Below are 20,302 nucleotides of genomic sequence, written 5' to 3'. Positions count from 1 at the left end.
AAGCACAAAGACGAGTCGTAGAGACAACAAGTTGGCTCTGCGGCTTGTGTGGGGAGCGAAAACGTCACGTCCATGTGACATCGCTCCCATGTCCAACGTCGTGTTGGCCCCTTAGTTCGCTCGCATAATACATACGATATTAGAATTTTAATTAGCAAAATATACACGTAAATGTTTCCTTCTAGTTTTTATTAATTAGTAGGATAAATCCTTTTCTGTTTCCTTTGCTGCTTTAATACTTGTGATAAAAGAAGCTGAACTAACTTTGTTTCGGGAGTTTCGTGCAAAGGATGAACCAAGTTAATCCTCTCTAAAGGATCCCTTGTTAAATTGTATAATTCAAACTCCTCATCCACAGGTTCAGTTTTTGTTGTCTTAAGCACCATGTTAGCTTCTTTTGTATCTGAAAGTTTTGTGGTGAAGATTTTCGTTGTTTCAAGATCCTCAGAGTGAGGAGTACTCCAAAATTGTGGGTTATCAAAATAACGCGTATACTTCCATATTTCCTCCGAGTCCCCCTTGCCAGTAGGTAATTTAATAATGATGGTCTCTAAATGATTGGGCTGACGAACAGATGAATAAGGTTCGCCTTGCAGTGATGTTTGGTTTAATCCTTTTGTTACTTCATCATCTGTCATAAAGTAAAGGGCTTCGTTAGCTTTTGTTATAGTTTCCTCCCCTTTGATGAAAGGAGCAAGATTTCGTCCAACAAAAGGGTGTACCTCTGAATGGGTTTTAAGCAATTCTTTCTGTACCACATCTATATCTATACCAGCTAGACCTAATAATGTTGGGGCGATATCCACATGACTTGTTAGTAGTTTCAACTCTTTCGGTTCTGCAAACAATTTTGGGCTATGAATAATACATGGTACATGAAGAGCTTCGTCGTAAGCATTATGCCACTTTTGGAAAAGTCCACCGTGTGCCCCCAGTAAACTTCCGTGATCAGATGTGAAAATGATAATAGTATCTTCATAGAAAATAGAATTTGCCAAGGCAGTGTAAATTTTATATAGTTCTTCGTCTACTTTCTTATGAAGTGAGTAGTATAGCTGTCTATAAAACTCAGAATCGACTGTTGCTTGAAAGGCTAATTGATAAGTATCCCGATAACTCAATTGTGCCTTTGGTTTTGTAAGTAAATCTTCCTTTGACGTAGGTGAGTGTGGGATATTTGGCACTGAAGGATCTATTTCAAAATTAAAGTTTGGGCTTAGTCTAGAAAGTGATCCGAAAAGAGTGATATCATGCGGATTTACCAAAGAAGATACAATGAGCCAAGGCTGATTTGAACTTGGGTTCTGTTCTAATGATTGAATTAATTCCACAACCTCCGCTGAATAAATTGCGTCGCGTCCACATAACCCGACTTTCGCTGAGGATCCAGAATTTCGAGGGTCCGCTCCATGAGGTTCTGGTCCAATCCAACCATCAAAGCCGTATGCATTTAATCGATTTGCATTTTCATAGAGCTTTTCTTTTGTAGAATCAGGAATACCAGTGGTTGTATGATAACTCGGTAATGCATTGTGTGTACCAGGAACTAAAATATCTTCATCTGAAAGGTGCCATTTTCCTTTCCAAAATGTTTGGTAGCCTGCTGTACGAAAATAATTTCCTATAGTTGGAACGGTATTTGACCCAAGCCAGTAAACGTTTGGATCAAACGCCCCTTTGGCTGCCCCAGTTGTTTGTGTAACGCCATGGAGAGATGGGTATTGACCGGTAAAAAGCGTTGTTCTACTCGGTGAACAGGCAGTACTTCCGATATAATGATTTAAAAAGGTAAGTCCTTTCTCACGTAAAATCTCTTGTGTAATTAAATTTTCCTTTCTCCACTCATATAAAGTTTCAGTTTCATAACAGGGCGGGTAACGTTGCTCATCGACGAGTAAAAACAGAATATTAGGTCGCTTTAATTCTTTAGAATCGTTTGCCGAATACAAAATTTTCACCCCTTTAATGCCATATTATATGTAATAACGCTTATAAAGGTTAGACTATTTGTCTAGATTACTGAATGAAGAATCCTTTCGATGTATGAGCACGTTAATAATTAAGTAGGAAAGGGAGGTTTTTATGTTTAAAATCTATAGAATCATACATATTATCTGGACAGCCATTTTTGCTTTTTTCATTTCCATACCAATATTGGAAGATGGCTTTGAACGAGTTGTATATGATGATGCCTTTTTTGTTGTACTTTGGATCATCGGTGTTGTGTTCTTATTTATTAAGAAATTAACGAAGATTGGCTTTGTATTAACGATTATGCCATTACTGTTTGCCATATTTACTTTTATTTTTTAAGTATAAGCCAAGTTTGACATAACACCTTTTGGTTGTATATAATCATAAAATAACACCTATAGGTTATATTTTTCGTTAAAAGGAGCATTCATCTTATGTCAAATGAACAAAAAAAATTACCAGATATTATTCAAACTGTATCAATTGATGCACCAATTCAAAAGGTTTGGGATTATGTCTCAACAGCTGAAGGAATTGCGGAGTGGTTTATGCCGAGTGATTTTAAATTGCAAGTAGGGCACGAATTCACAATCCAATCCCCATTTGGTCCATCACCATGTAAAGTACTTGAAGTTGAAGAGCCAACTAAAATTTCGATTCAATGGGATACAGATGGTTGGGAGTTAACATTCCTCCTTAGAGATATGGGAAGTGAAACAGAGTTTACTGTGATTCATGGTGGCTGGAAAGAAGAAGGTGCGATTGTTCCAAAAGCACAACGTCCACAATCTGCAATTCGCGATACGATGAATCAAGGGTGGGCAGGTATTGTTCAGAAATTAAAACAATTGGTAGAAGCTTAATGAGTGCTGAGCTACAAAAAGTCGATGTTTTTCAGGCGATAGCTGATCCAACTAGGAGAGAAGTTCTTCAATTGCTTTCAGAAAAAAATCAATCAATAGCAGAACTCTCTTCCCACTTTGATGTCAGTCGAACAGCAGTTGTGAAGCATCTCACTGTTTTAACAGAAGCCGGATTAGTACATGGTGAAAAGCGTGGCAGAGAAAAAATATACTTCCTCCAACCTGAACCCTTAAAGGAATTAAAGGATTGGCTAGCTTACTATGAGAAATTCTGGTATAACAAATTATCAAAGTTGAAGTATGCTGTTGAAAACGATACTTTAAACAAGTAGTTTTATTAAAAAAATCTATTTTGGATCGAGTGTCCAAAATAGATTTTTTATAATTTTAAGGATAGTTTTACGAATAACCAATTTTATATCCAGCTTCAGTGCACAGCCTTTATCCACATGTGCAATTTATCTGTAACGAAAGCAAAGCGGCAGATGTAAGCACATTCGACAGTTTCCATAAGCAACTTGGCCCTTACTCGAGGTAAGTCATGTCAATGTTGCCACACGAGGGTTATGTTTACGTCAAAGAAGGATTAAGCAAGGCACTTGCACTTTTGTTCATAATATTACCAACGAAAAGCTCCTGCTAAAGCAATTCCAGCAATGGCACCAATTGCGATTCCAATGCCTAATCCGCCTCCACCAAAGCCCCAAAAGCCAAGACCAAATCCGCCAAAACCACGATTTGGCATAATCCAAACCATGTCCCTATCAACTCTAGTAATTGTACCATAATGTTTACGGCCACATTTTTCAGTGATGCACACTCTTTTGCCCATGTGACGACAACATAGATCGTATGCTTCTCTTGGTTGCATTCTATTCCCCCCCTTTTTACTAGACTAATAATCAATATATGAAGCTAAATTATTTTGACACGTGTGAGATGTCTAAAACATATTCCTTGAGAACAATAAATTATAGAAATAATAGTTTGAAATGGAGAGAGATAGATGTCAGTCGTTCATACACTTCCGATAATTTATAAATTAATCGAAAAATCTGAACATACCGGAGAAAGTCTAGTAGATATTCATAGGGAGATGATTTGTAATCCTTTGAAAGAGTTTTTTCCACAAGCTTCAACAAAAGAAATTCAGGAAGAACTGATATCAAGAGGGTTATTTGGGCCACATGAGAGTGCTGCAATTAGTAAGAATTTGCTGAGGCTCGAACATAAAAAAGTATGGAAAACCGTACAGGAGGAGTTTGATTATCTTAAAAATTTATGGAATGGACCAGATGTGCCTATTTTTATTTATCCACTGACAAAATTTCGGCCTGTTGTCGACGGTACAGAAGTGAAGAAAAACGGTGTTTCATATAATAACGTGCTATTTTTATTTGTTACGGATGATTTAGAAACAGAGGAATTAAAAGCTTTGCTGGCGCATGAGTATCATCATATCTGTAGACTCACTAGCTTAGATAAATCTCAACACGAAATCGAGTTGCTGGAAACGTTGATAATCGAAGGATTAGCGGAATTTGCTGTTGAAGAGTTATATGGCGAACGATGGTTATCCCCATGGACAAAAAAATATTCACAGGAAGAGTGCTTGAAAGTATGGACAAAGAACTTTGCGCGAGCATTACACATAAAGGGTGTGGATAACCATTTTCCGTTTTTGTATGGCAATGAAGTTGAAGGTCTGCCTAAGTGGATTGGCTATTGTATCGGATACCGAATTGTGCTTTCTTTTATTGAAAATGGCGGATCAAGAGAGCACGAACGGCTATTCAAAACACCCTCGCAAAAAATTCTAAAATGCTCTGTGTTTAAAGCTTAGTAAATTGAATGCAATCAAGGGTTATAGCAAATTATGAAAAATTTTGTTTGAAAAATAGTGCATTTGGGTAATGAGATACAAGTGAGTTAGTTAGCACTTGAAATTCTTTTGCTAATAACATTCAATGTTGCAGCAAGGTCATAAGCGGTCTCGCGGACAAAATAATGTGGATGCCAAGAGAATTTGTCCATGACAAGCAGCCTTGCTAATAGCAAAACCCCTAATTGTTTTGAGTTTATAGGTGTATTCCGATTTCAAAATATAAATTATTATTCTGTCAACCCTTAAAAAATTTAATACTCAAATAACTTTCTTTTATCTGACTTGTATTAAATTTTTTAAGAAAGGTTCTAAATGGCTTTAGATTAGTAGATTGAGAAGGTATTATTATGGACTAATCGACGGATAGTTCGTCACAAAAAATACCTAAAAAGTTCACTATATTGTAACATTTATGTATTGTAATTAATTAGTTTGTTTGATTTATTGTGAAAACCCTGTAACATTAATGGGGAGGAAGGGAGATTAATAGAATGTTGAAAATAGAGAATTTAACGAAAATCTATCGAGGCGGCAAAGTCGCTGTAGATAAGCTCAATCTTGATATTCAAGAAGGAGAGTTTATTGCTTTTATAGGTACAAGTGGAAGTGGTAAAACAACCGCACTAAGGATGATTAACCGAATGGTCGAACCAACAAGTGGAAAGATGACCTTGAATGGAAAAGACCTAACAAAGATGAATGCTGTTACTTTAAGAAGAAGTATTGGTTATGTCATTCAGCAGATTGGTTTAATGCCACATATGACGATACGAGATAATATCACGTTAGTTCCACAACTTTTAAAATGGTCGAAAGAGAAGAAGGACGAAACGGCTCGCCGTTTAATCGAACTTGTCAATTTACCGCAATCCTACTTAGATTATTACCCAGCTCAACTTTCAGGGGGGCAACAACAACGTATTGGTGTTTTACGAGCACTTGCTGCAAACCAAGACATTATATTAATGGATGAACCATTTGGTGCTCTTGACCCTATTACCCGGGATACACTTCAAGATTTGATTAAAGATATTCAACAGCGACTGAAAAAGACAATTATTTTCGTTACCCATGATATGGATGAAGCTATTAAACTGGCAGATAGAATCGCAATTATGCATGAAGGGAAATTAATTCAGTTTGATACCCCCGATAATATATTAGCAGCCCCGGCTAATGATTTTGTAAAAGAATTTATCGGTTCACATCGCCTCATTCAACAAAAACCAAATATTAAAACCGTTGATGAAGTAATGATTAAACCTATCTCCATAACAATTGAAAAGAGTCTTGATGAAGCCATCCGTTTAATGGTGGAAAAACGAGTCGATACGCTATTTGTAACTGATGGCGACAATCGACTGCAAGGATATTTAGATGTAGAAAGCTTTACTGGTGCGCGTAAGACGAAGAAAAGTGTTTCAGAATGCTATGAAAAAGATGTCTTCTACGTAAAAACTGGGTCTAAATTACAAGATTCTGTTCGCAGAATTTTAAAGCGTAACTTAAAAAATATCCCTGTTGTCGATGAGGAGCACCGCTTAGTAGGCTTAGTTACTCGTGCAAATATTGTTGATATCGTTTATGACACAATTTGGGGAGAAGAAGAGCCAACAGCTTCCGAAAAAGTGCATGCAGGTTCTGAAAGTTTGAAGGAGTTGATTAGTGGATGATGTCCTTTTTCACTGAAAACAGCTCGGATATTCTTTTAAAAACTTGGGAGCATTTCTATATCTCTATAATCGCTTTAGCTTTAGGTGTGATTATTGCCGTTCCGATAGGAATCCTATTATCAAAATCAAAATATATATCAAAGATCGTATTAAGTATTACCAGTGTATTACAAACAGTACCATCCCTAGCCTTACTAGCTATAATGATTCCATTATTTGGGGTAGGAAAGGTACCAGCAGTTGTTGCATTATGTATTTATTCATTATTGCCAATTTTAAATAATACGTTTATTGGCATGCACTCAGTGAATGCCAATACCAAAGGTGCAGGGATTGCAATGGGGATGACGACGATGCAATCGGTATTGTTAGTAGAGCTGCCGTTAGCAATACCTGTGATTATGTCCGGAATCCGATTATCCGCAGTATATGTTATCTCTTGGGCAACGCTAGCTTCCTATATTGGTGCAGGTGGTCTGGGTGATTTTATCTTTAACGGTTTAAATTTATATCAAGCAGAACTCATTGTAGGTGGAGCAGTGATTGTTACCCTTTTAGCTTTGCTGGCTGACTTCCTATTATCAAAGCTAGAAAAACTGGTAACTCCAAAAGGCTTGAAAGTTGAAGGGAGTCGTGCTTCATGAGAAAAAGACTCCTTCTAATGAGTGTCATTATTTTAACTCTAGTCATTAGTGGATGTTCGCTATCTGGAAATAAGAAGAATGACTCGATTAAAATCGCCTCAGTTGTAACGACAGAGGGGCAAATATTAGCTTATATGATGAAATACATGATTGAGCATTATACAGAGGAAGAGGCCGAAGTCATTAATAATCTTGGTTCCAGTACAGTCGTCCATCAAGCGATGGTAAATGGTGATGCCAATATGTCAGCTGTTCGATATACAGGTACAGATTTAACCGGGGCATTACAGGCAGAACCGATAAAAGATGCAGATGAGGCATTAGCTTTTGTACAAAAGGAATTTGCGGAAAAATTTGATCAAACCTTTTTTGATTCATATGGGTTTGAAAATACCTACGCCTTTATGGTAAAGAAAGAAACTGCCGAAAAATATAATTTACAATCATTAAGTGATTTAGCCTCTGTAGCAGGTGAGCTTGAAGCGGGTGTGGATACATCTTGGATGAACCGAGAAGGGGATGGCTATAAAGCATTTGTTGAAACATATGGATTTGATTTTTCTCGTACCTATCCTATGCAAATCGGTTTAGTCTATGATGCAGTTGAGTCCGGAGAACTGGATGTAGTTTTGGGCTATACAACAGACGGCCGTATTGCATCCTATGATTTAGTTGTTTTAGAGGATGATTTAAATTTCTTCCCTCCATATGATGCGAGTCCATTTGCTGATACTGAGTTACTGGAGCAAAAACCGGAAGTCAAAAATGCAGTAGAACGACTTGTTGGGAAAATTCCTACCGAAACGATGCAGGAGTTAAACTTCTTGGCTGACAATAATTTAATCGAACCTGCTGTTGTAGCAGAAAACTTCTTGAAAGAACATGATTACTTTTCAGGAGGTGATGAGTAATGAAAGATATGACACAAATGTCTACAACGGAGCAATTTTTCTTTTATATGCAGGAAAATGGCTTTTACGTATTTAGTCAGTTTTTAGATCACTTTTTAATTTCGATTTATGGTGTATTGCTAGCTGCAATCATTGGTATTCCACTGGGTATTCTCATTTCCAAATACGGAAAACTCTCTAGTGTAGTCATCACCTTAGCGAATATTATACAAACGATTCCAGCCCTAGCCCTAATGGCCATTTTAATGCTTGTATTGGGATTAGGGAAAACAACAGTTATTGTAACGGTATTCTTTTACTCATTGCTGCCTATTATCAAAAACACGTATGTGGGTATTACGACGATCAACAAAAGTGTCACAGATGCGGGTAGAGGTATGGGAATGACAAAGGTGCAAGTGTTATATATGGTTGAGCTGCCTTTATCGCTCTCAGTGATTATTACCGGGATTCGAATTGCCCTTGTAGTAGCAATTGGAATTACTGCCATTGGTGCATTTATTGGTGCAGGTGGTTTAGGAGATATTATTATTCGTGGTACTAACGCAACGGATGGAACAGCAATAATATTAGCAGGTGCCCTACCAACAGCCTTAATGGCCATCATATCAGACATTTTACTGGGGATTATTGAGCGACGATTAGATCCGGTAAAACGTCAGCAGAAGAAATTAATCGCAACAATATAATATTAAAATGCCTAGTCTCCAATGTATTCAGGAGATTAGGCATTTTTTTAAAAAGGATGATAAATCTTATTCCATGCCTATGAAAAGTTTTCTAATCCAAAGAAGATTAACGATTGTTCTTTAGCTCATACTATTACTTACTGAAGTTTGCTTCTAAATCGTATTAAAAGAAACATGCCCAATTCGTAAGGTTTATTTACTCGAGTAAATGGGAATATCCTTATACTATCTAATGTTTTAAATATGGAAGGGTTAAAACCGATGATAAATTTTATAGGAATAACAAATGACAATCATTTAGAAAAAAACATCTCAATCAATCATGCTGTTTTATCGGACTATAGATGGTTTTGGGTGGATTTTAGTGAACCAAGTGAAGAAGAAATCAAACACCTCTCAGATACATTTCACTTCCATCCACTAGCAATTGAAGATTGTGTGCATGAGTTTCAGCGTCCTAAATTAGATTATTATAAAAGCTACACATTTTATGTAACGCACATTCTTAGAGAAGAAAATGAACACATTATTAAAGATGAACTGGATTTTTTTGTTGGTGAAAGTTGTATTGTTACCTTTCATAAAGTTCCTTCAGAAGAAGTTTCTAAAGTATGGAGTCGATTTTTAGCTCAAGAGTCTATATCCGGCTGGGATCCATATTATATCTTTTATGAAATATTAGATAAAATCGTTGATAATTACTTTCCATTAATCTATAAAATTGAAGATGAGTTAGAAAAGATGATTGAGAATACAAACAGGAAATCGATGAATCATCTCATGAATGAACTGTTTGAAACGAGAAATATGCTATTAAATCTCTTGCATTCCGTAAATCCGATGCGTGATTTGCTCTACCGCATGTTGAATTCTCATCACTTAAATGTGAATCGAATTGGAGAAAGAAGAGAATATTTTTCTGATATTTATGATCATCTTCTAAAGCTTTCTGAAATGGTCATGACAAATCGGGAAGTCACAGCAGATATCAGGGATAGTTACTTATCATTAAACTCCCATCAAACAAATAATGTCATGAAACTTCTAACCATTATCACATCCATCTTTGCACCACTAACCTTTATTGCTGGTATCTATGGGATGAATTTTGAGAATATGCCAGAGCTATCATGGAAATATGGGTATGTATTTTCGTTACTTTCAATGGTGTTAATCGGTGCGGCTATGTTACTTTGGTTCAAAAAGAAAGGTTGGTTTAAATAGCTAAGCTAAGGGAAATGAATCATTTCATCTTTAGGCTTAACAAAATTAATAAAACACCACTAAATATGCAAATCATCTTTTGGAAAGAAATTTTATCACCCAATCCAGCAACGCCGAGTCCTGTTGTAATTATCAGTACACAGGGACCAACTAAAGCTAGCATGGAGTTTAGTGCTAAAGCTTTTTCTAAATCATGAGTTTTATACATTAGGCCAGCTACTGTGACTTCTAGACTTCCAGATAGTAGTCGTATCAACACCATATAAAGTAACGCTGATGTCACATACACCATCCTTTCGCTTTGATAACAAAGTTTATGCTTGTCCTGTATTGAATATTTGTTAAATTATAGAAATCTTCTATTAAAATATCCGTAAACTATAAAAGAGTCGCTCCTTATAAGGAAGCGACTCTTTTATATATGTGAATTATAATTTATTAATTACACCGTGAAGAGTTTCTGTTAGCTCTTCGTCATATTTAGCAAGTTCAATAAGGTTTGCTAAACGCTCGCGTAAAATATGGCGTTCGATAACTAATTTTTCGTCTAATACACTAACTAATAATTCAATAATTAAGTTATTACGAATAGCCAATGCTTCACTTTCGCGTTCTGGACTAATTTTAGCATTTGGTTTTAAAACAGAATTACCCATTGAATATTCTCCCCCTAATGTGGTTTCGCTTTATCGATTTGATTTTAACACATTATCGTTTAATTATAAATGTTGGGTAATGTGTTTTTAGAATAGAAGCAAAAAAAGAGGAGTTTAAAGAAGTATTTAGAATATATATTTAAAGAGCGAAATGTACAGTTTTTGCGAAGGGGGAAATAGAGAATGAGGGGAACAATTCATAATAAAAAGAGAGAGGTAACAGTTGAGGAGGCTTACGAATTTTTAAAGCAGGCACAAGTAGCGCATGTGGCAACAATAGGTGAAGATGGTTATCCGTATGTGATCCCTTTTGTTTATGTTTACGAAGGGGGAACCAAACTTTACTTGCATATAGGAAATTTAAGAGAAAGTCATTTTTGGGAAAATGTAAAGGTGAATCAGAAAGTAAGCATTGAGGTATGTGAGATGGGGGATATTGTTCCGGGAAGAAAGTATGCTTGCCAATCGGCTTTAGGTTACATGAGTGTTGTCTTGTTTGGAACAATTAAGCATATTAATCAGGACGCAAAAAAAGAATGGTTTTATGACAGACTGTGGAAAAAGTATGGAGATCCTAACTGGACATTCGAAAAGGACGGATATCCTGCTTTACCGAAAACGGAATTATTTGAAGTAGAAATTGAAAAAATCACAGGGAAGTTTAGTGATGCAATAGGTCATTAGCTTATTGAATCGAAAGGAGACGTTTTTTGATAAGACGTCTCCTTAAGGTTTAAGATGATTTCTCGGAGGTTGTCTTTATTTCGTTATATTTCTTAGTTCGATAGGGGTTTTTTCGTTCTGTGTACATGATTTTATCTATAAAGTTTAATGTTTCATCCACATTTGTTACATTTTTAATCGCATTATCACCATGTGTCGCATTAATATGAAGCTTTATTGATGCTTGTTTTTTTCCTGTTACTTGATTAATTTTCTTTGCAAATTCTACAGCTTGCTTAAAGGGAACGATTCGATCGTTTGTGCCATGAATCATGAAAATCGGAGGGTACTCTTTCGTTACATACTGGTTTGGACTAGCAACACCAGCCTCCTCTGCTTTTTCTCGAACATTGAAACCTAAAAGCTTATTTGCAATATTTATACTAGTGTCTGGTAGTGTTGAAATGTCTGAAATCCCATACCAGGAGACTACCCCTTGCACTTCGGAGGAAGCTTTAGAGTTCCCCATCGAAAGGTCTTCCATCTCAACCATTCCATTTGTTGCACCCAGCATACTAGCCAAATGTCCCCCAGCGGAATTTCCCCATACAACGATATTGCGCGTGTCTAATCGATACTCTTTCGCATTCGCGCGTATAAAGCGGATGGCTGCCTTTACATCATGGAGCTGAGCTGGCCATTTTGCTTCGTCAGTTAATCGGTACCCTGCATTTATGACGACATAGCCTTGTTGTGCTGCCATTTGGATTGTTTTTATGGATGCAGATTTGCGGTCGCCGTTTGACCATCCACCCCCGTGAAGTGCCACAATTACTTTATAGGGTGGATTGCCTATTGGTGGGTAAACTATGTCTAATTGTTGTCTGTCATTTTGAGTATCAGTATAAGGTATATTAAGATACCTTTTTTTAAATTGATCCATATCGATATATTGAGCTGATCCTCTAATGGATTCATCTGGATCGATTTCTTCTTCACTCTCAGCCTTTAAATTATTAGTAAGTTGATCCAGAAGCTGTTCATCTGCTTCACCAGTGATTGTTATATCTACATTTGACTGTTTGGTTTCACCTGAGGAGACGCCATGATCTTGAGCGCGAATTAGAACGGTACTAGTACTGCCTAAACTAAAAAAAAGCATGAAACTAATTATTACTTTAGAAATGTTTAGCATAGTTTCACTCCTGGTTAGCCAAATTTTTGTTTAGTTTATTTTAACCGCTTAGACTGTGGCTATACCCAGAAGGGTTCGCCTTTAGATATACCAAATTTTCCGATGATGAAATCGTATTGTTTTTGCTAATTTAGGTTATACATGAGGAGACCTAATTGCGCGATTTAGCATTATTGTTGGAGCATTTTTATTTCCAATCGAAATGTCATTCTATATAGGATGGATTATAGAAATCGGTGGGACTTTACAAAATGAAAGAGACCCGAGAAAAGTAATTTTCTCGGGCTTTTTCCTATTAAATCATCATCATTAAAGCGTCTTCACCAATTGTTCCTTTTACAACTCCTAATTTTTCTGCCTCGTGAGTAACGGACTCTAGTGGAGCTTTTAATAATTCTTCAATTGTTTTCACACCTACAGCACGACCAGCTATGATTTTACGATCGGCTAATTTACTATTTAACAATCCAACATCTAATGCCCCACACATAATATAGCCGTTTTCGTTTGAAACAGTTAATAGTGTTGTTTTTGGTAACCGTACAGTAACAGCAGTAAACATGTGTCCGTTTATTTCGAGTGGTTCTATCGAAACCATATTTATCGCCCCTTTCCTTTATAAAATATGGAAGGGGGAAAAAAGTGTTCCCGAAAAAAGGATTTTCTATATAGGAATGAGCCAAGAATTAAATTATTTTATAATAAAACCCTGATTAAACAGTAAATATAAAAAAGAAAAAATGCATGATTTACTGTGACTGCTTCATACTAAAATTGATTTCACATTAAGAAATCTACTATACGACTATAGGGGTGTGACGGATGGATAAGAAGGGTATATTAGATCCTCATTCTTCAAAGAATCACCGCAACTGGGCTAAGCCGAAGATTCAAAAATCTCAAGTGAATGGTAAAACGGAGATTTCACTCCATAACCAAATTTTGAGGACGGATGCTAAGGCTAGACATTATTAGGTCATGATATAGTGATTTCAGTGAAAAAAGAAACCCGGATTTTTTTCCGGGTTTTTATTTTTAACCAAATTGAGTAGAGCTCCGCATTTTTTTGATGTTTACTTCGGAAAGAATAGGGGAATATAAGTCAAGTTACACGTTAATGAGGAGTGTTTTTGTGAAAGAAGTTATAAAAAATCCGGTTTTTACAATCGCGGCATTGATCATACTATTTTTAGTCGTTTTAGGTGCATTGTTTCCGGTACGGTTTGGTGAAGTAGCTAGTAATATATTTGATATGACAACGCGTAATTTCTCATGGTTTTATTTACTTTCAGTTTTTGTCATTATTCTCTTCTTAATATTCTTGGCTATAAGTAAGTTTGGTTCGATTCGACTTGGTGGAAATGAAGCTAAACCCGATTTCTCATATATTACTTGGATTTCGATGCTGTTTTCAGCTGGTCTTGGAGTAGGATTAGTGTTCTGGGGTGTAGCTGAGCCAATGAGTCATTTTTTCACTACCCCAACCGATGATGTAGAACCTTTAACAACAGAGGCTGCTAGACTTGCCATGGGTTACTCCTTCTTCCATTGGGGGATCAGTCAATGGTCTGTTTATGCACTGATGGGTCTGGTTATGTGCTATATGCAATTTAATAAAAAGAAGGATTTACTTATCTCGACGTCATTAGAGCCCATTACAGGAACTAACAAAGGAATCAAAAATCTTATTGACATTTTTGCAGTTATTGCAACTGTCATGGGGGTTGCAACCTCTATTGGGCTTGGGGTTCTACAGACAAACGGCGGGTTGAATGCAGTTTTTGGTTTGCCTATTAATTTTTTAATACAGCTTTCTATTATTGCCATTATGTTCATTGGTTATATGCTATCATCTACGACCGGTTTACAAAAGGGAATCAAGATATTAAGTAACGTCAATATGGGGTTAGCGATTCTTTTACTCGCCTTTGTATTTATCATGGGTCCAACAGTATTTATTTTGGAAACTTTTACTTTAGCTGTGGGAGATTATATTTCTCATTTTGTTGAATATAGTTTGCGTTTACAGCCCTATAAAGAAGACACATGGGTGAAGGATTGGACTGTCTTTTATTGGGCATGGGCCATTTCTTGGTCACCGTTCGTTGGTGCATTTATTGCAAGGGTGTCAAGAGGTAGAACGATACGCGAATTCATTTTTGGTGTATTAATCGTACCACCAGTAATATCCTGTTTTTGGATTGCAACTTTTGGAGGTACAGCACTTTGGTATGATTTACATCAGAATACCAATATAGCTACATTAGTAAATGAAGATGTAACAGTGGCACTTTTTCAAACTTTAAATAATTTACCGCTATCTATGATTGCCTCCGTTATAGGGATTATTCTTATTTTTACTTTCTTAATTACATCGGCTGATTCCGCAACATTCATTATGGCTAGCATGACATCCAATGGTGCTATTAACCCGGCAGTTGTTACGAAATTAACATGGGGAATCTTAATGGCGGCAATATCAGGTGTATTATTATATGCAGGTGGATTAGATGCCTTACAAACAGCATCCTTGATTGCTGCACTGCCATTTATCTTTATAGTATTATTACTAGGGATTACATTATGGAAAATGCTTAGCAAAGAAATGATTCCAATTAAAAAGCATGAGATTAAACGATTAAAGAAAATGCGAGAACATATTGAGCGTGAGAACGAACAGAAGAAATTACGTTAGTTTAAGGATAGTTAGTGCTTTCTAAGCCCGGAGATTTTTCTTCCGGGTTTTATTTTTTGAGTTAGGTATTATCAGCTAAAGAGATTTTCTGGAGACTAAGTTCTATTTTTACTCTACTTTACATAAAAACAATTATGCTATTTCTTCATACTTATACATGTTATTTTATCAAGCACTTAATCTCCTGAATCGATAAAAAATAGCGAAACTACGTCTTAGGTCGGATACGTAAATATTTCCTCAGTCGGTTAACAGGTGAAAGTCAATATTCTATTATAAGAAGTAAGATTTAAACGAAGGGGTAATAGGATGGAAAGGGAGAAGGTATATTTATTACTGACTGATACAGGTACAATGTTTACAAGGATGATCAAGCTATATACAAGAAAGCCTTATAACCATGCATCGATTGTATTTGACCAACATTTTAACGAAGTCTATAGTTTCGGACGTAAAAGACCTCGAAATCCTTTTATAGGTGGATTTGTAAATGAGGATGTGAGACAGGGCTTATTTAAAAATGCGAGGTGTGCCATTTATAGTTTTGATGCTACAGAACAGCAAATTGATAAAATGAAAGCATTTATTCATAAAATTGAGATGGAAAAGCATCTCTATCGTTATAATCTTTTGGGATTAATCACCTTTATAATAAATAAACCGTATCAAAGAGAACATGCTTTCTTTTGTTCGGAATTTGTTGCACAAGTGCTAAATAAAGGTGGTATTAGTCAATTGCAAAAGCCAATTTCCCTCGTATCTCCGAATGATTTGCAAAATATGAAGAACCTTCAATTAGAATTTGAAGGACAATTAGCCGACTTGCTTGATAATGAAACTACAAATCAAGTATACCCTATTATATATTAATTACTTTTACACCAAAATGTTTTTAGATGAAAGCATTTTGGTGTTTTTTGCTGCAGGAAGGGTAAGTATAAATGGAAAAGGTTTAGAAAGACTATAAAGAGTGAACGGAAAATGAGGTGAAAAAAATGGAAAATCAAATGCCAAAAGAAGAAGGAATCGATCATAGTATCGGACTTTTAAAGGAGGGCTATCACTTTATTCTGAACAGAAGTGATAAGCTCCGGTCCAATGTTTTTGAGACAAGACTATTAGGTAAAAAAGCTATCTGTATGCTTGGAGAAGAAGCAGCACAAATCTTTTACGATCCACAAAAATTTCAAAGAAAAGATGCAGCACCTAATCGAATCGTTCAAACATTATTTGGAAAAAACAGTGTGCAAACCTTAGATGATGAGGATCATCGAAATCGGAAAGAGATGCTAATGTCTGTCATGACAGAAGAGCATTTAAATCATTTATATGAGCTGACAGAGATGCAGTGGGAACAATCCATCGATAAATGGAGCAAGACGGACTCGATCATTTTCTACGAGGAAGTAAAAGAGTTGCTTTGTAATGTAGCGTTTAAATGGATAGGCTATCCAATACACGCAAATGATGTGAAGAAAATGACCAAAGAGCTCTCTGCCATGTTCGAAACTGCTGCAGCAATTGGTCCAAATCATTGGATAGGTAGAACGTTCCGAAATCAGGGCGAAAAAACAATTCAACAACTCATTCAAGATACTCGAGACGGTAAATTAAAATTCCCACAAAACACAGTAATCCATCAATTTGCATTTCATAAGGATTCACAAGGTAACTTATTAGATGTGGAAACGGTGACAGTGGAAATCATGAACATGTTAAGACCGATAGTCGCTATTTCAATCTATATTAACTTCTCTCTTCTGGCACTGCTCGAAAACCCCGAAGAAAAAGAGAAATTACAGTCATATCATGACTACTCTAAACTCTTTGTGCAAGAGGTAAGAAGATTTTACCCATTCTTTCCGTTTGTAGCTGCTAAAGTAAAATCAGATTTTATGTGGAATGGCTATGAGTTTAAAGAAGGCACGTTAACATTGCTGGACCTTTATGGTACCAACCATGATCCAGTTAAGTGGGAAGACCCGCAAAAGTTCAACCCAGAACGTTTTGCTCATTGGGTGGGTAGTCCATTTAGCTTTATTCCACAGGGTGGAGGAGATTATTATTTAGGCCATCGCTGTGCAGGGGAACAGATAACCATTGATATAATGAAGGTTAGTCTTGATTATTTAGTGAATCGAATGGAATTTACAGTGCCAGAACAGGATCTGGGCTACGAAATTGATGATATCCCGAGTATCCCCAAAAGCAAAATCATTCTAGAACAAATCATCAGAAGCCGAAATCACTAAATGATTTCGGTTTTTCTATGTAAAAAGGATATTATAGGGATTTGCGTTATTTATTTACTAATCTTTCTTCGCTACAATAAAGCTATCCATATAATAGAGGTGGTTAATAGAATGAGTGAATTGGAGCCTAAAAAAGCTATCGCATTAGAACAATATAAAGAAGTAAAAGCATCAAGAAGACATTATAGTAGTTTACGATTTGCCCTATTTCCGGTCTACTTTGTAGTGCAGTTTGGATTGGTGCAACTTGCACTAAAGGAGACGACAGACGCACTATTGTTCCCGGAGTTAATAATGCCCATCTGTGGATTGCTATTAACATATGTGTTTTGGACGATAGAATCGAGAATCACAATTTATTATAAGGATTTAGAGAAAATTGGAGATAATTTGGAAGAGTATTTAGGTTTTGATCATAGAATGATGGTCAACTACAGCAAACAAACGATTCTCAGTAATACGAAACTTTCCATAAAAATTGTTTACGGAGTTTTTCTTTTGTACTGGTTCGCGGTTCTTATAATGACATTATTTTTTAAATGAAAAATGTCGATTAAAGAAGGACTTCTTGATTTTCTCTAGAATCTTAAGGGGATAAGAAAAGGTATAGGAGCTGAAATTCTTGCACCAAAATAAGGAAGAAATCTTAATGCATTATGAGAATTCTGTCGAGTGGGTAAAGAATTTAGATAATTTAACAGAAGAGCAATGGAAGACCCCTATTGCAGAGGGGAAATGGACTATTGGCGAGATTATTGGTCATTTTCCGGCATGGGATCAATTTATTTTAGATAATCGTCTTCCTTATCTCTTTAATAATCATGCACTTCCGAAAGGACCGGAAGTAAATGAATTAAATCATCAGTCATCTTTAGAGACTAAAGCTAAGACGAAACAAGAAATAATCTCAAAATATATTACTGTTAGAAGAAGCCTGATCATTGCGATTAACAATATTGCAGATGAGTTGTGGGAAAACAAAATTAAAATAGGTCAAACTACTTTAACGTTAACAGACTATTTACAAGGCTTCGTTGAGCATGATGAACACCATTTCAAACAGATACAGGAAGTTTTGGGATTGAATCATAAATAGTTAAACTTTTAAACCAATCAATCAATTTGAGGTGAAAGCAAATGGATGTAAGATATCCAATTGGAAAATTTGAAAAACCTGATATTATGACGGACGAATTAATAGTAGAATGGATTCAAACTATTTCTTCCTACCCTTTGAGGTTAAAGGCGATGGTAGAATCATTAAACGAAGAAGAACAACAGCTCACTTATCGAGAAGGAGCATGGACAATTAAACAGCTCGTTCACCATATTGCTGATGCACAAGTAAATATGTATACGCGAATTAAACTGGCATTAACAGAAGAAAATCCAACGATTAAGCCCTTTGAAGAAAATGCGTGGGCAAATTTAGAGGATTCTAACCTGCCAATGATTTCGTCCGTACAGATAATTGAAGGATTACATGCACGGTTAGCTTATTTATTGGAACAGCTAAATAAGGAACAATTAGAACAAAAGTATACGCATCCGGATACGGGTATACAAACAGTTCTATCCACATTGGCTTTCAGTGTTTGGCACATAAATCACCATCTTGCACATATACAAAATGCTTTGGCAACTAGAACTACATAAACGAAAGCCCCTATTCGAAATGATAAAATTTTTTCAAATGGGGGTTTATTTTATGAGAAGGAGAGAAAAAAATGAACTTAAACTTAGTTAGGGTAGGCACCATCTACTTGCCTGTAAAAGAAGTTGAGGCAGCTGCCAAGTGGTATGAAGAAAAATTAAGTGCAGAGTTATCTTATATCGATCATACAAAAGCGATTCTTAACTTAGCTGACCAAAGTTTCTTTCTAGTGCAATCTCTGCCTAATGAAAGTGCTAATTTTCTTGATAGTAATGGGGAAGAACGATTTTCGGTAACCTTTGAAGTGGATGGATTAGAAACTCTTCATCACATTTACGAAGAATTTAGCAGAAAACAAATACAGGTAGGAAAAATAGAGGATCGAGGGCATACTGGTAGAAACTTCGTTTTTCAGGATTTAGATGGCAATAAATTTGATGTTTGGAGCGAATTAAGTCCGAAATATAAAGAACGGCTTGTAGGAAGCGAAAATATTGGAGGCTAACAATGAATCGTTTAAACTTACTTACTTTAGGAGTAAAAGATATGCATGAATCCCTTCAATTTTACAGGGACGGGTTAGGTTTTGAAGTAGTTGTTTATGGCGAGGAATCCAGCCCGGATGTAATATTCTTTAATAATAACGGGACAAAAATATCGTTATTTCCAATCGAAAGATTAGCTCAGGATATAAATGAGCAACAACCACCGGAAATAGGAACAGGCTTCAGTGGAATTACTCTAGCCTACAATGGTAAGTCAAAAGAAGAAGTAGATGATGTATTTTCACTGGCTGAAAAAGCAGGGGCCAAAATCGTTAAACAACCAGAAACAGTTTTTTGGGGTGGATATAGCGGTTATTTCCAAGATCCAAATGGTTACTATTGGGAGGTAGCTTACGGTGAAATGTGGGAATTTGATGAAAATGAAATGCTCCTAATAAAAAAAGCATAATATCGATTTTTCAGAAACGTGCGGATATGGTATAATTCATGACAAATGAAGAGAAGGGAAGATGGGTGGCCGATGATTATATAATCTTATTTTTATTTTTGAAAAATAAATTCAAGAATTTAAAAATAGGATTAGTCTGCCCATTTTTCCATAAACGTTCAACAGCTATTGTGACCAATAGTTTATTTGATATGGATAAAAGCCTGATTTTACATCAAGTTTTTTTTACATATCGTGAGTTGTTCCAAAGTGGAATAGAAAGTCCAAACCTTTCTATCTAATAAAAATGAGACTAATCCTTCCAATGAATTTTTGGGAGGATTTTTTTATTTTAATACTGTACATGATAAATCCTCCCCCAAGAAGGGAA

General features: G+C 36.0%; 26 protein-coding genes. 20 read left to right on the top strand and 6 right to left on the bottom strand.

The features are described 5' to 3' along the window. Nucleotides 1-191 precede the first annotated feature (191 nt). Complete coding sequence (locus C1N55_RS19060) at nucleotides 192-1,958, bottom strand: sulfatase-like hydrolase/transferase (protein ID WP_370452550.1); 1,767 nt, start codon at nucleotides 1,956-1,958, stop codon at nucleotides 192-194. 124 nt (nucleotides 1,959-2,082) lie between these two features. On the opposite strand from C1N55_RS19060, the gene C1N55_RS19055 reads away from it, so the two are divergent. The 3 genes from C1N55_RS19055 to C1N55_RS19045 all read left to right on the top strand — a co-directional run bounded on the left by C1N55_RS19055 (nucleotide 2,083) and on the right by C1N55_RS19045 (nucleotide 3,169). After that, nucleotides 2,083-2,313: a hypothetical protein gene (locus C1N55_RS19055; protein WP_137730259.1), complete on the top strand. Its 231-nt coding sequence runs from the start codon at nucleotides 2,083-2,085 to the stop codon at nucleotides 2,311-2,313. A 95-nt stretch (nucleotides 2,314-2,408) separates the two neighbouring features. Further along, complete coding sequence (locus C1N55_RS19050) at nucleotides 2,409-2,837, top strand: SRPBCC family protein (RefSeq protein ID WP_137730258.1); 429 nt, start codon at nucleotides 2,409-2,411, stop codon at nucleotides 2,835-2,837. After that, entirely contained in the window at nucleotides 2,837-3,169 is a 333-nt protein-coding gene (locus C1N55_RS19045; RefSeq protein ID WP_137730257.1) for an ArsR/SmtB family transcription factor, read from the top strand. Before C1N55_RS19050 ends, C1N55_RS19045 begins: the two co-directional genes overlap by 1 nt. Before the next feature lie 287 nt (nucleotides 3,170-3,456). On the opposite strand, the gene C1N55_RS19040 is transcribed toward C1N55_RS19045, so the two are convergent. Next, nucleotides 3,457-3,708 carry a hypothetical protein gene (locus tag C1N55_RS19040; protein WP_137730256.1) on the bottom strand — a complete coding sequence of 84 codons (252 nt, stop codon included), beginning with the start codon at nucleotides 3,706-3,708 and terminating at the stop codon, nucleotides 3,457-3,459. A 135-nt stretch (nucleotides 3,709-3,843) separates the two neighbouring features. On the opposite strand from C1N55_RS19040, the gene C1N55_RS19035 reads away from it, so the two are divergent. From C1N55_RS19035 to corA, 6 genes are all read left to right on the top strand, one after another. Then, the gene (locus C1N55_RS19035) at nucleotides 3,844-4,680 is read left to right on the top strand and encodes a DUF2268 domain-containing putative Zn-dependent protease (protein WP_137730255.1); all 837 of its coding nucleotides are present in this window, start codon (nucleotides 3,844-3,846) and stop codon (nucleotides 4,678-4,680) included. Between the two features lie 533 nt (nucleotides 4,681-5,213). Then, a complete protein-coding gene (locus C1N55_RS19030; protein ID WP_137730254.1) occupies nucleotides 5,214-6,395 on the top strand; it encodes a betaine/proline/choline family ABC transporter ATP-binding protein in 1,182 nt (393 codons plus the stop codon). Beyond that, nucleotides 6,392-7,039, top strand: coding sequence for an ABC transporter permease (locus C1N55_RS19025; protein ID WP_137730253.1), 648 nt, complete (start codon nucleotides 6,392-6,394; stop codon nucleotides 7,037-7,039). The genes C1N55_RS19030 and C1N55_RS19025 overlap by 4 nt, the downstream gene beginning before the upstream one ends. Next, nucleotides 7,036-7,950, top strand: a complete 915-nt coding sequence (locus tag C1N55_RS19020) for an osmoprotectant ABC transporter substrate-binding protein (protein WP_137730252.1) — start codon at nucleotides 7,036-7,038, stop codon at nucleotides 7,948-7,950. Before C1N55_RS19025 ends, C1N55_RS19020 begins: the two co-directional genes overlap by 4 nt. Further along, nucleotides 7,950-8,639: an ABC transporter permease gene (locus C1N55_RS19015; protein WP_137730251.1), complete on the top strand. Its 690-nt coding sequence runs from the start codon at nucleotides 7,950-7,952 to the stop codon at nucleotides 8,637-8,639. Before C1N55_RS19020 ends, C1N55_RS19015 begins: the two co-directional genes overlap by 1 nt. A 261-nt stretch (nucleotides 8,640-8,900) precedes the next feature. After that, complete coding sequence (corA, locus tag C1N55_RS19010; RefSeq protein ID WP_137730698.1) at nucleotides 8,901-9,863, top strand: magnesium/cobalt transporter CorA; 963 nt, start codon at nucleotides 8,901-8,903, stop codon at nucleotides 9,861-9,863. A 19-nt stretch (nucleotides 9,864-9,882) separates the two neighbouring features. On the opposite strand, the gene C1N55_RS19005 is transcribed toward corA, so the two are convergent. Both C1N55_RS19005 and C1N55_RS19000 read right to left on the bottom strand, forming a co-directional pair. Then, on the bottom strand, nucleotides 9,883-10,155 hold the full coding sequence (locus tag C1N55_RS19005) for a YqhV family protein (protein WP_240758333.1): 273 nt from the start codon (nucleotides 10,153-10,155) through the stop codon (nucleotides 9,883-9,885). 136 nt (nucleotides 10,156-10,291) lie between these two features. Beyond that, nucleotides 10,292-10,519 (bottom strand): phosphate-starvation-inducible protein PsiE, encoded by a 228-nt coding sequence (locus tag C1N55_RS19000; protein WP_137730250.1) that lies wholly within the window; start codon nucleotides 10,517-10,519, stop codon nucleotides 10,292-10,294. A gap of 183 nt (nucleotides 10,520-10,702) precedes the next feature. Between C1N55_RS19000 and C1N55_RS18995 the strand changes: the two genes are divergently transcribed. Further along, nucleotides 10,703-11,203 carry a pyridoxamine 5'-phosphate oxidase family protein gene (locus C1N55_RS18995; RefSeq protein WP_137730249.1) on the top strand — a complete coding sequence of 167 codons (501 nt, stop codon included), beginning with the start codon at nucleotides 10,703-10,705 and terminating at the stop codon, nucleotides 11,201-11,203. Between the two features lie 49 nt (nucleotides 11,204-11,252). Here the strand turns inward: C1N55_RS18995 and C1N55_RS18990 are convergent, their stop codons facing one another. Beyond that, nucleotides 11,253-12,377, bottom strand: a complete 1,125-nt coding sequence (locus tag C1N55_RS18990) for an alpha/beta hydrolase (RefSeq protein WP_137730248.1) — start codon at nucleotides 12,375-12,377, stop codon at nucleotides 11,253-11,255. A 295-nt stretch (nucleotides 12,378-12,672) separates the two neighbouring features. Further along, entirely contained in the window at nucleotides 12,673-12,975 is a 303-nt protein-coding gene (locus C1N55_RS18985) for a YunC family protein (protein ID WP_137730247.1), read from the bottom strand. A 224-nt stretch (nucleotides 12,976-13,199) separates the two neighbouring features. Here C1N55_RS18985 and C1N55_RS18980 point away from each other — a divergent pair, with 224 nt between their 5' ends. The 10 genes from C1N55_RS18980 to C1N55_RS18935 all read left to right on the top strand — a co-directional run bounded on the left by C1N55_RS18980 (nucleotide 13,200) and on the right by C1N55_RS18935 (nucleotide 20,213). Next, a complete protein-coding gene (locus C1N55_RS18980) occupies nucleotides 13,200-13,352 on the top strand; it encodes a YpzG family protein (protein WP_137730246.1) in 153 nt (50 codons plus the stop codon). Nucleotides 13,353-13,494: 142 nt separating this feature from the next. Further along, a complete protein-coding gene (locus tag C1N55_RS18975; RefSeq protein WP_137730245.1) occupies nucleotides 13,495-15,072 on the top strand; it encodes a BCCT family transporter in 1,578 nt (525 codons plus the stop codon). A 309-nt stretch (nucleotides 15,073-15,381) separates the two neighbouring features. Next, nucleotides 15,382-15,942 (top strand): C40 family peptidase, encoded by a 561-nt coding sequence (locus C1N55_RS18970; RefSeq protein ID WP_137730244.1) that lies wholly within the window; start codon nucleotides 15,382-15,384, stop codon nucleotides 15,940-15,942. Between the two features lie 125 nt (nucleotides 15,943-16,067). Then, nucleotides 16,068-17,324 (top strand): CYP152 family fatty-acid peroxygenase CypC, encoded by a 1,257-nt coding sequence (locus C1N55_RS18965; protein ID WP_137730243.1) that lies wholly within the window; start codon nucleotides 16,068-16,070, stop codon nucleotides 17,322-17,324. 111 nt (nucleotides 17,325-17,435) lie between these two features. Next, a complete protein-coding gene (locus C1N55_RS18960) occupies nucleotides 17,436-17,867 on the top strand; it encodes a hypothetical protein (RefSeq protein WP_137730242.1) in 432 nt (143 codons plus the stop codon). Nucleotides 17,868-17,946: 79 nt separating this feature from the next. After that, entirely contained in the window at nucleotides 17,947-18,420 is a 474-nt protein-coding gene (locus C1N55_RS18955; protein WP_137730241.1) for a DinB family protein, read from the top strand. A gap of 41 nt (nucleotides 18,421-18,461) precedes the next feature. Beyond that, a complete protein-coding gene (locus C1N55_RS18950; RefSeq protein ID WP_137730240.1) occupies nucleotides 18,462-18,980 on the top strand; it encodes a YfiT family bacillithiol transferase in 519 nt (172 codons plus the stop codon). Between the two features lie 71 nt (nucleotides 18,981-19,051). Next, nucleotides 19,052-19,483 (top strand): VOC family protein, encoded by a 432-nt coding sequence (locus C1N55_RS18945; protein WP_137730239.1) that lies wholly within the window; start codon nucleotides 19,052-19,054, stop codon nucleotides 19,481-19,483. A gap of 2 nt (nucleotides 19,484-19,485) precedes the next feature. Further along, nucleotides 19,486-19,932, top strand: coding sequence for a VOC family protein (locus C1N55_RS18940; protein WP_137730238.1), 447 nt, complete (start codon nucleotides 19,486-19,488; stop codon nucleotides 19,930-19,932). A 38-nt stretch (nucleotides 19,933-19,970) separates the two neighbouring features. Beyond that, nucleotides 19,971-20,213: a hypothetical protein gene (locus C1N55_RS18935; protein ID WP_137730237.1), complete on the top strand. Its 243-nt coding sequence runs from the start codon at nucleotides 19,971-19,973 to the stop codon at nucleotides 20,211-20,213. The last annotated feature ends 89 nt before the right edge of the window (nucleotides 20,214-20,302 follow it).

The organism is Lysinibacillus sp. SGAir0095, assembly GCF_005491425.1.
GTDB lineage: Bacteria > Bacillota > Bacilli > Bacillales_A > Planococcaceae > Ureibacillus.
This window is presented reverse-complemented; position numbering and strand designations above follow the sequence as displayed.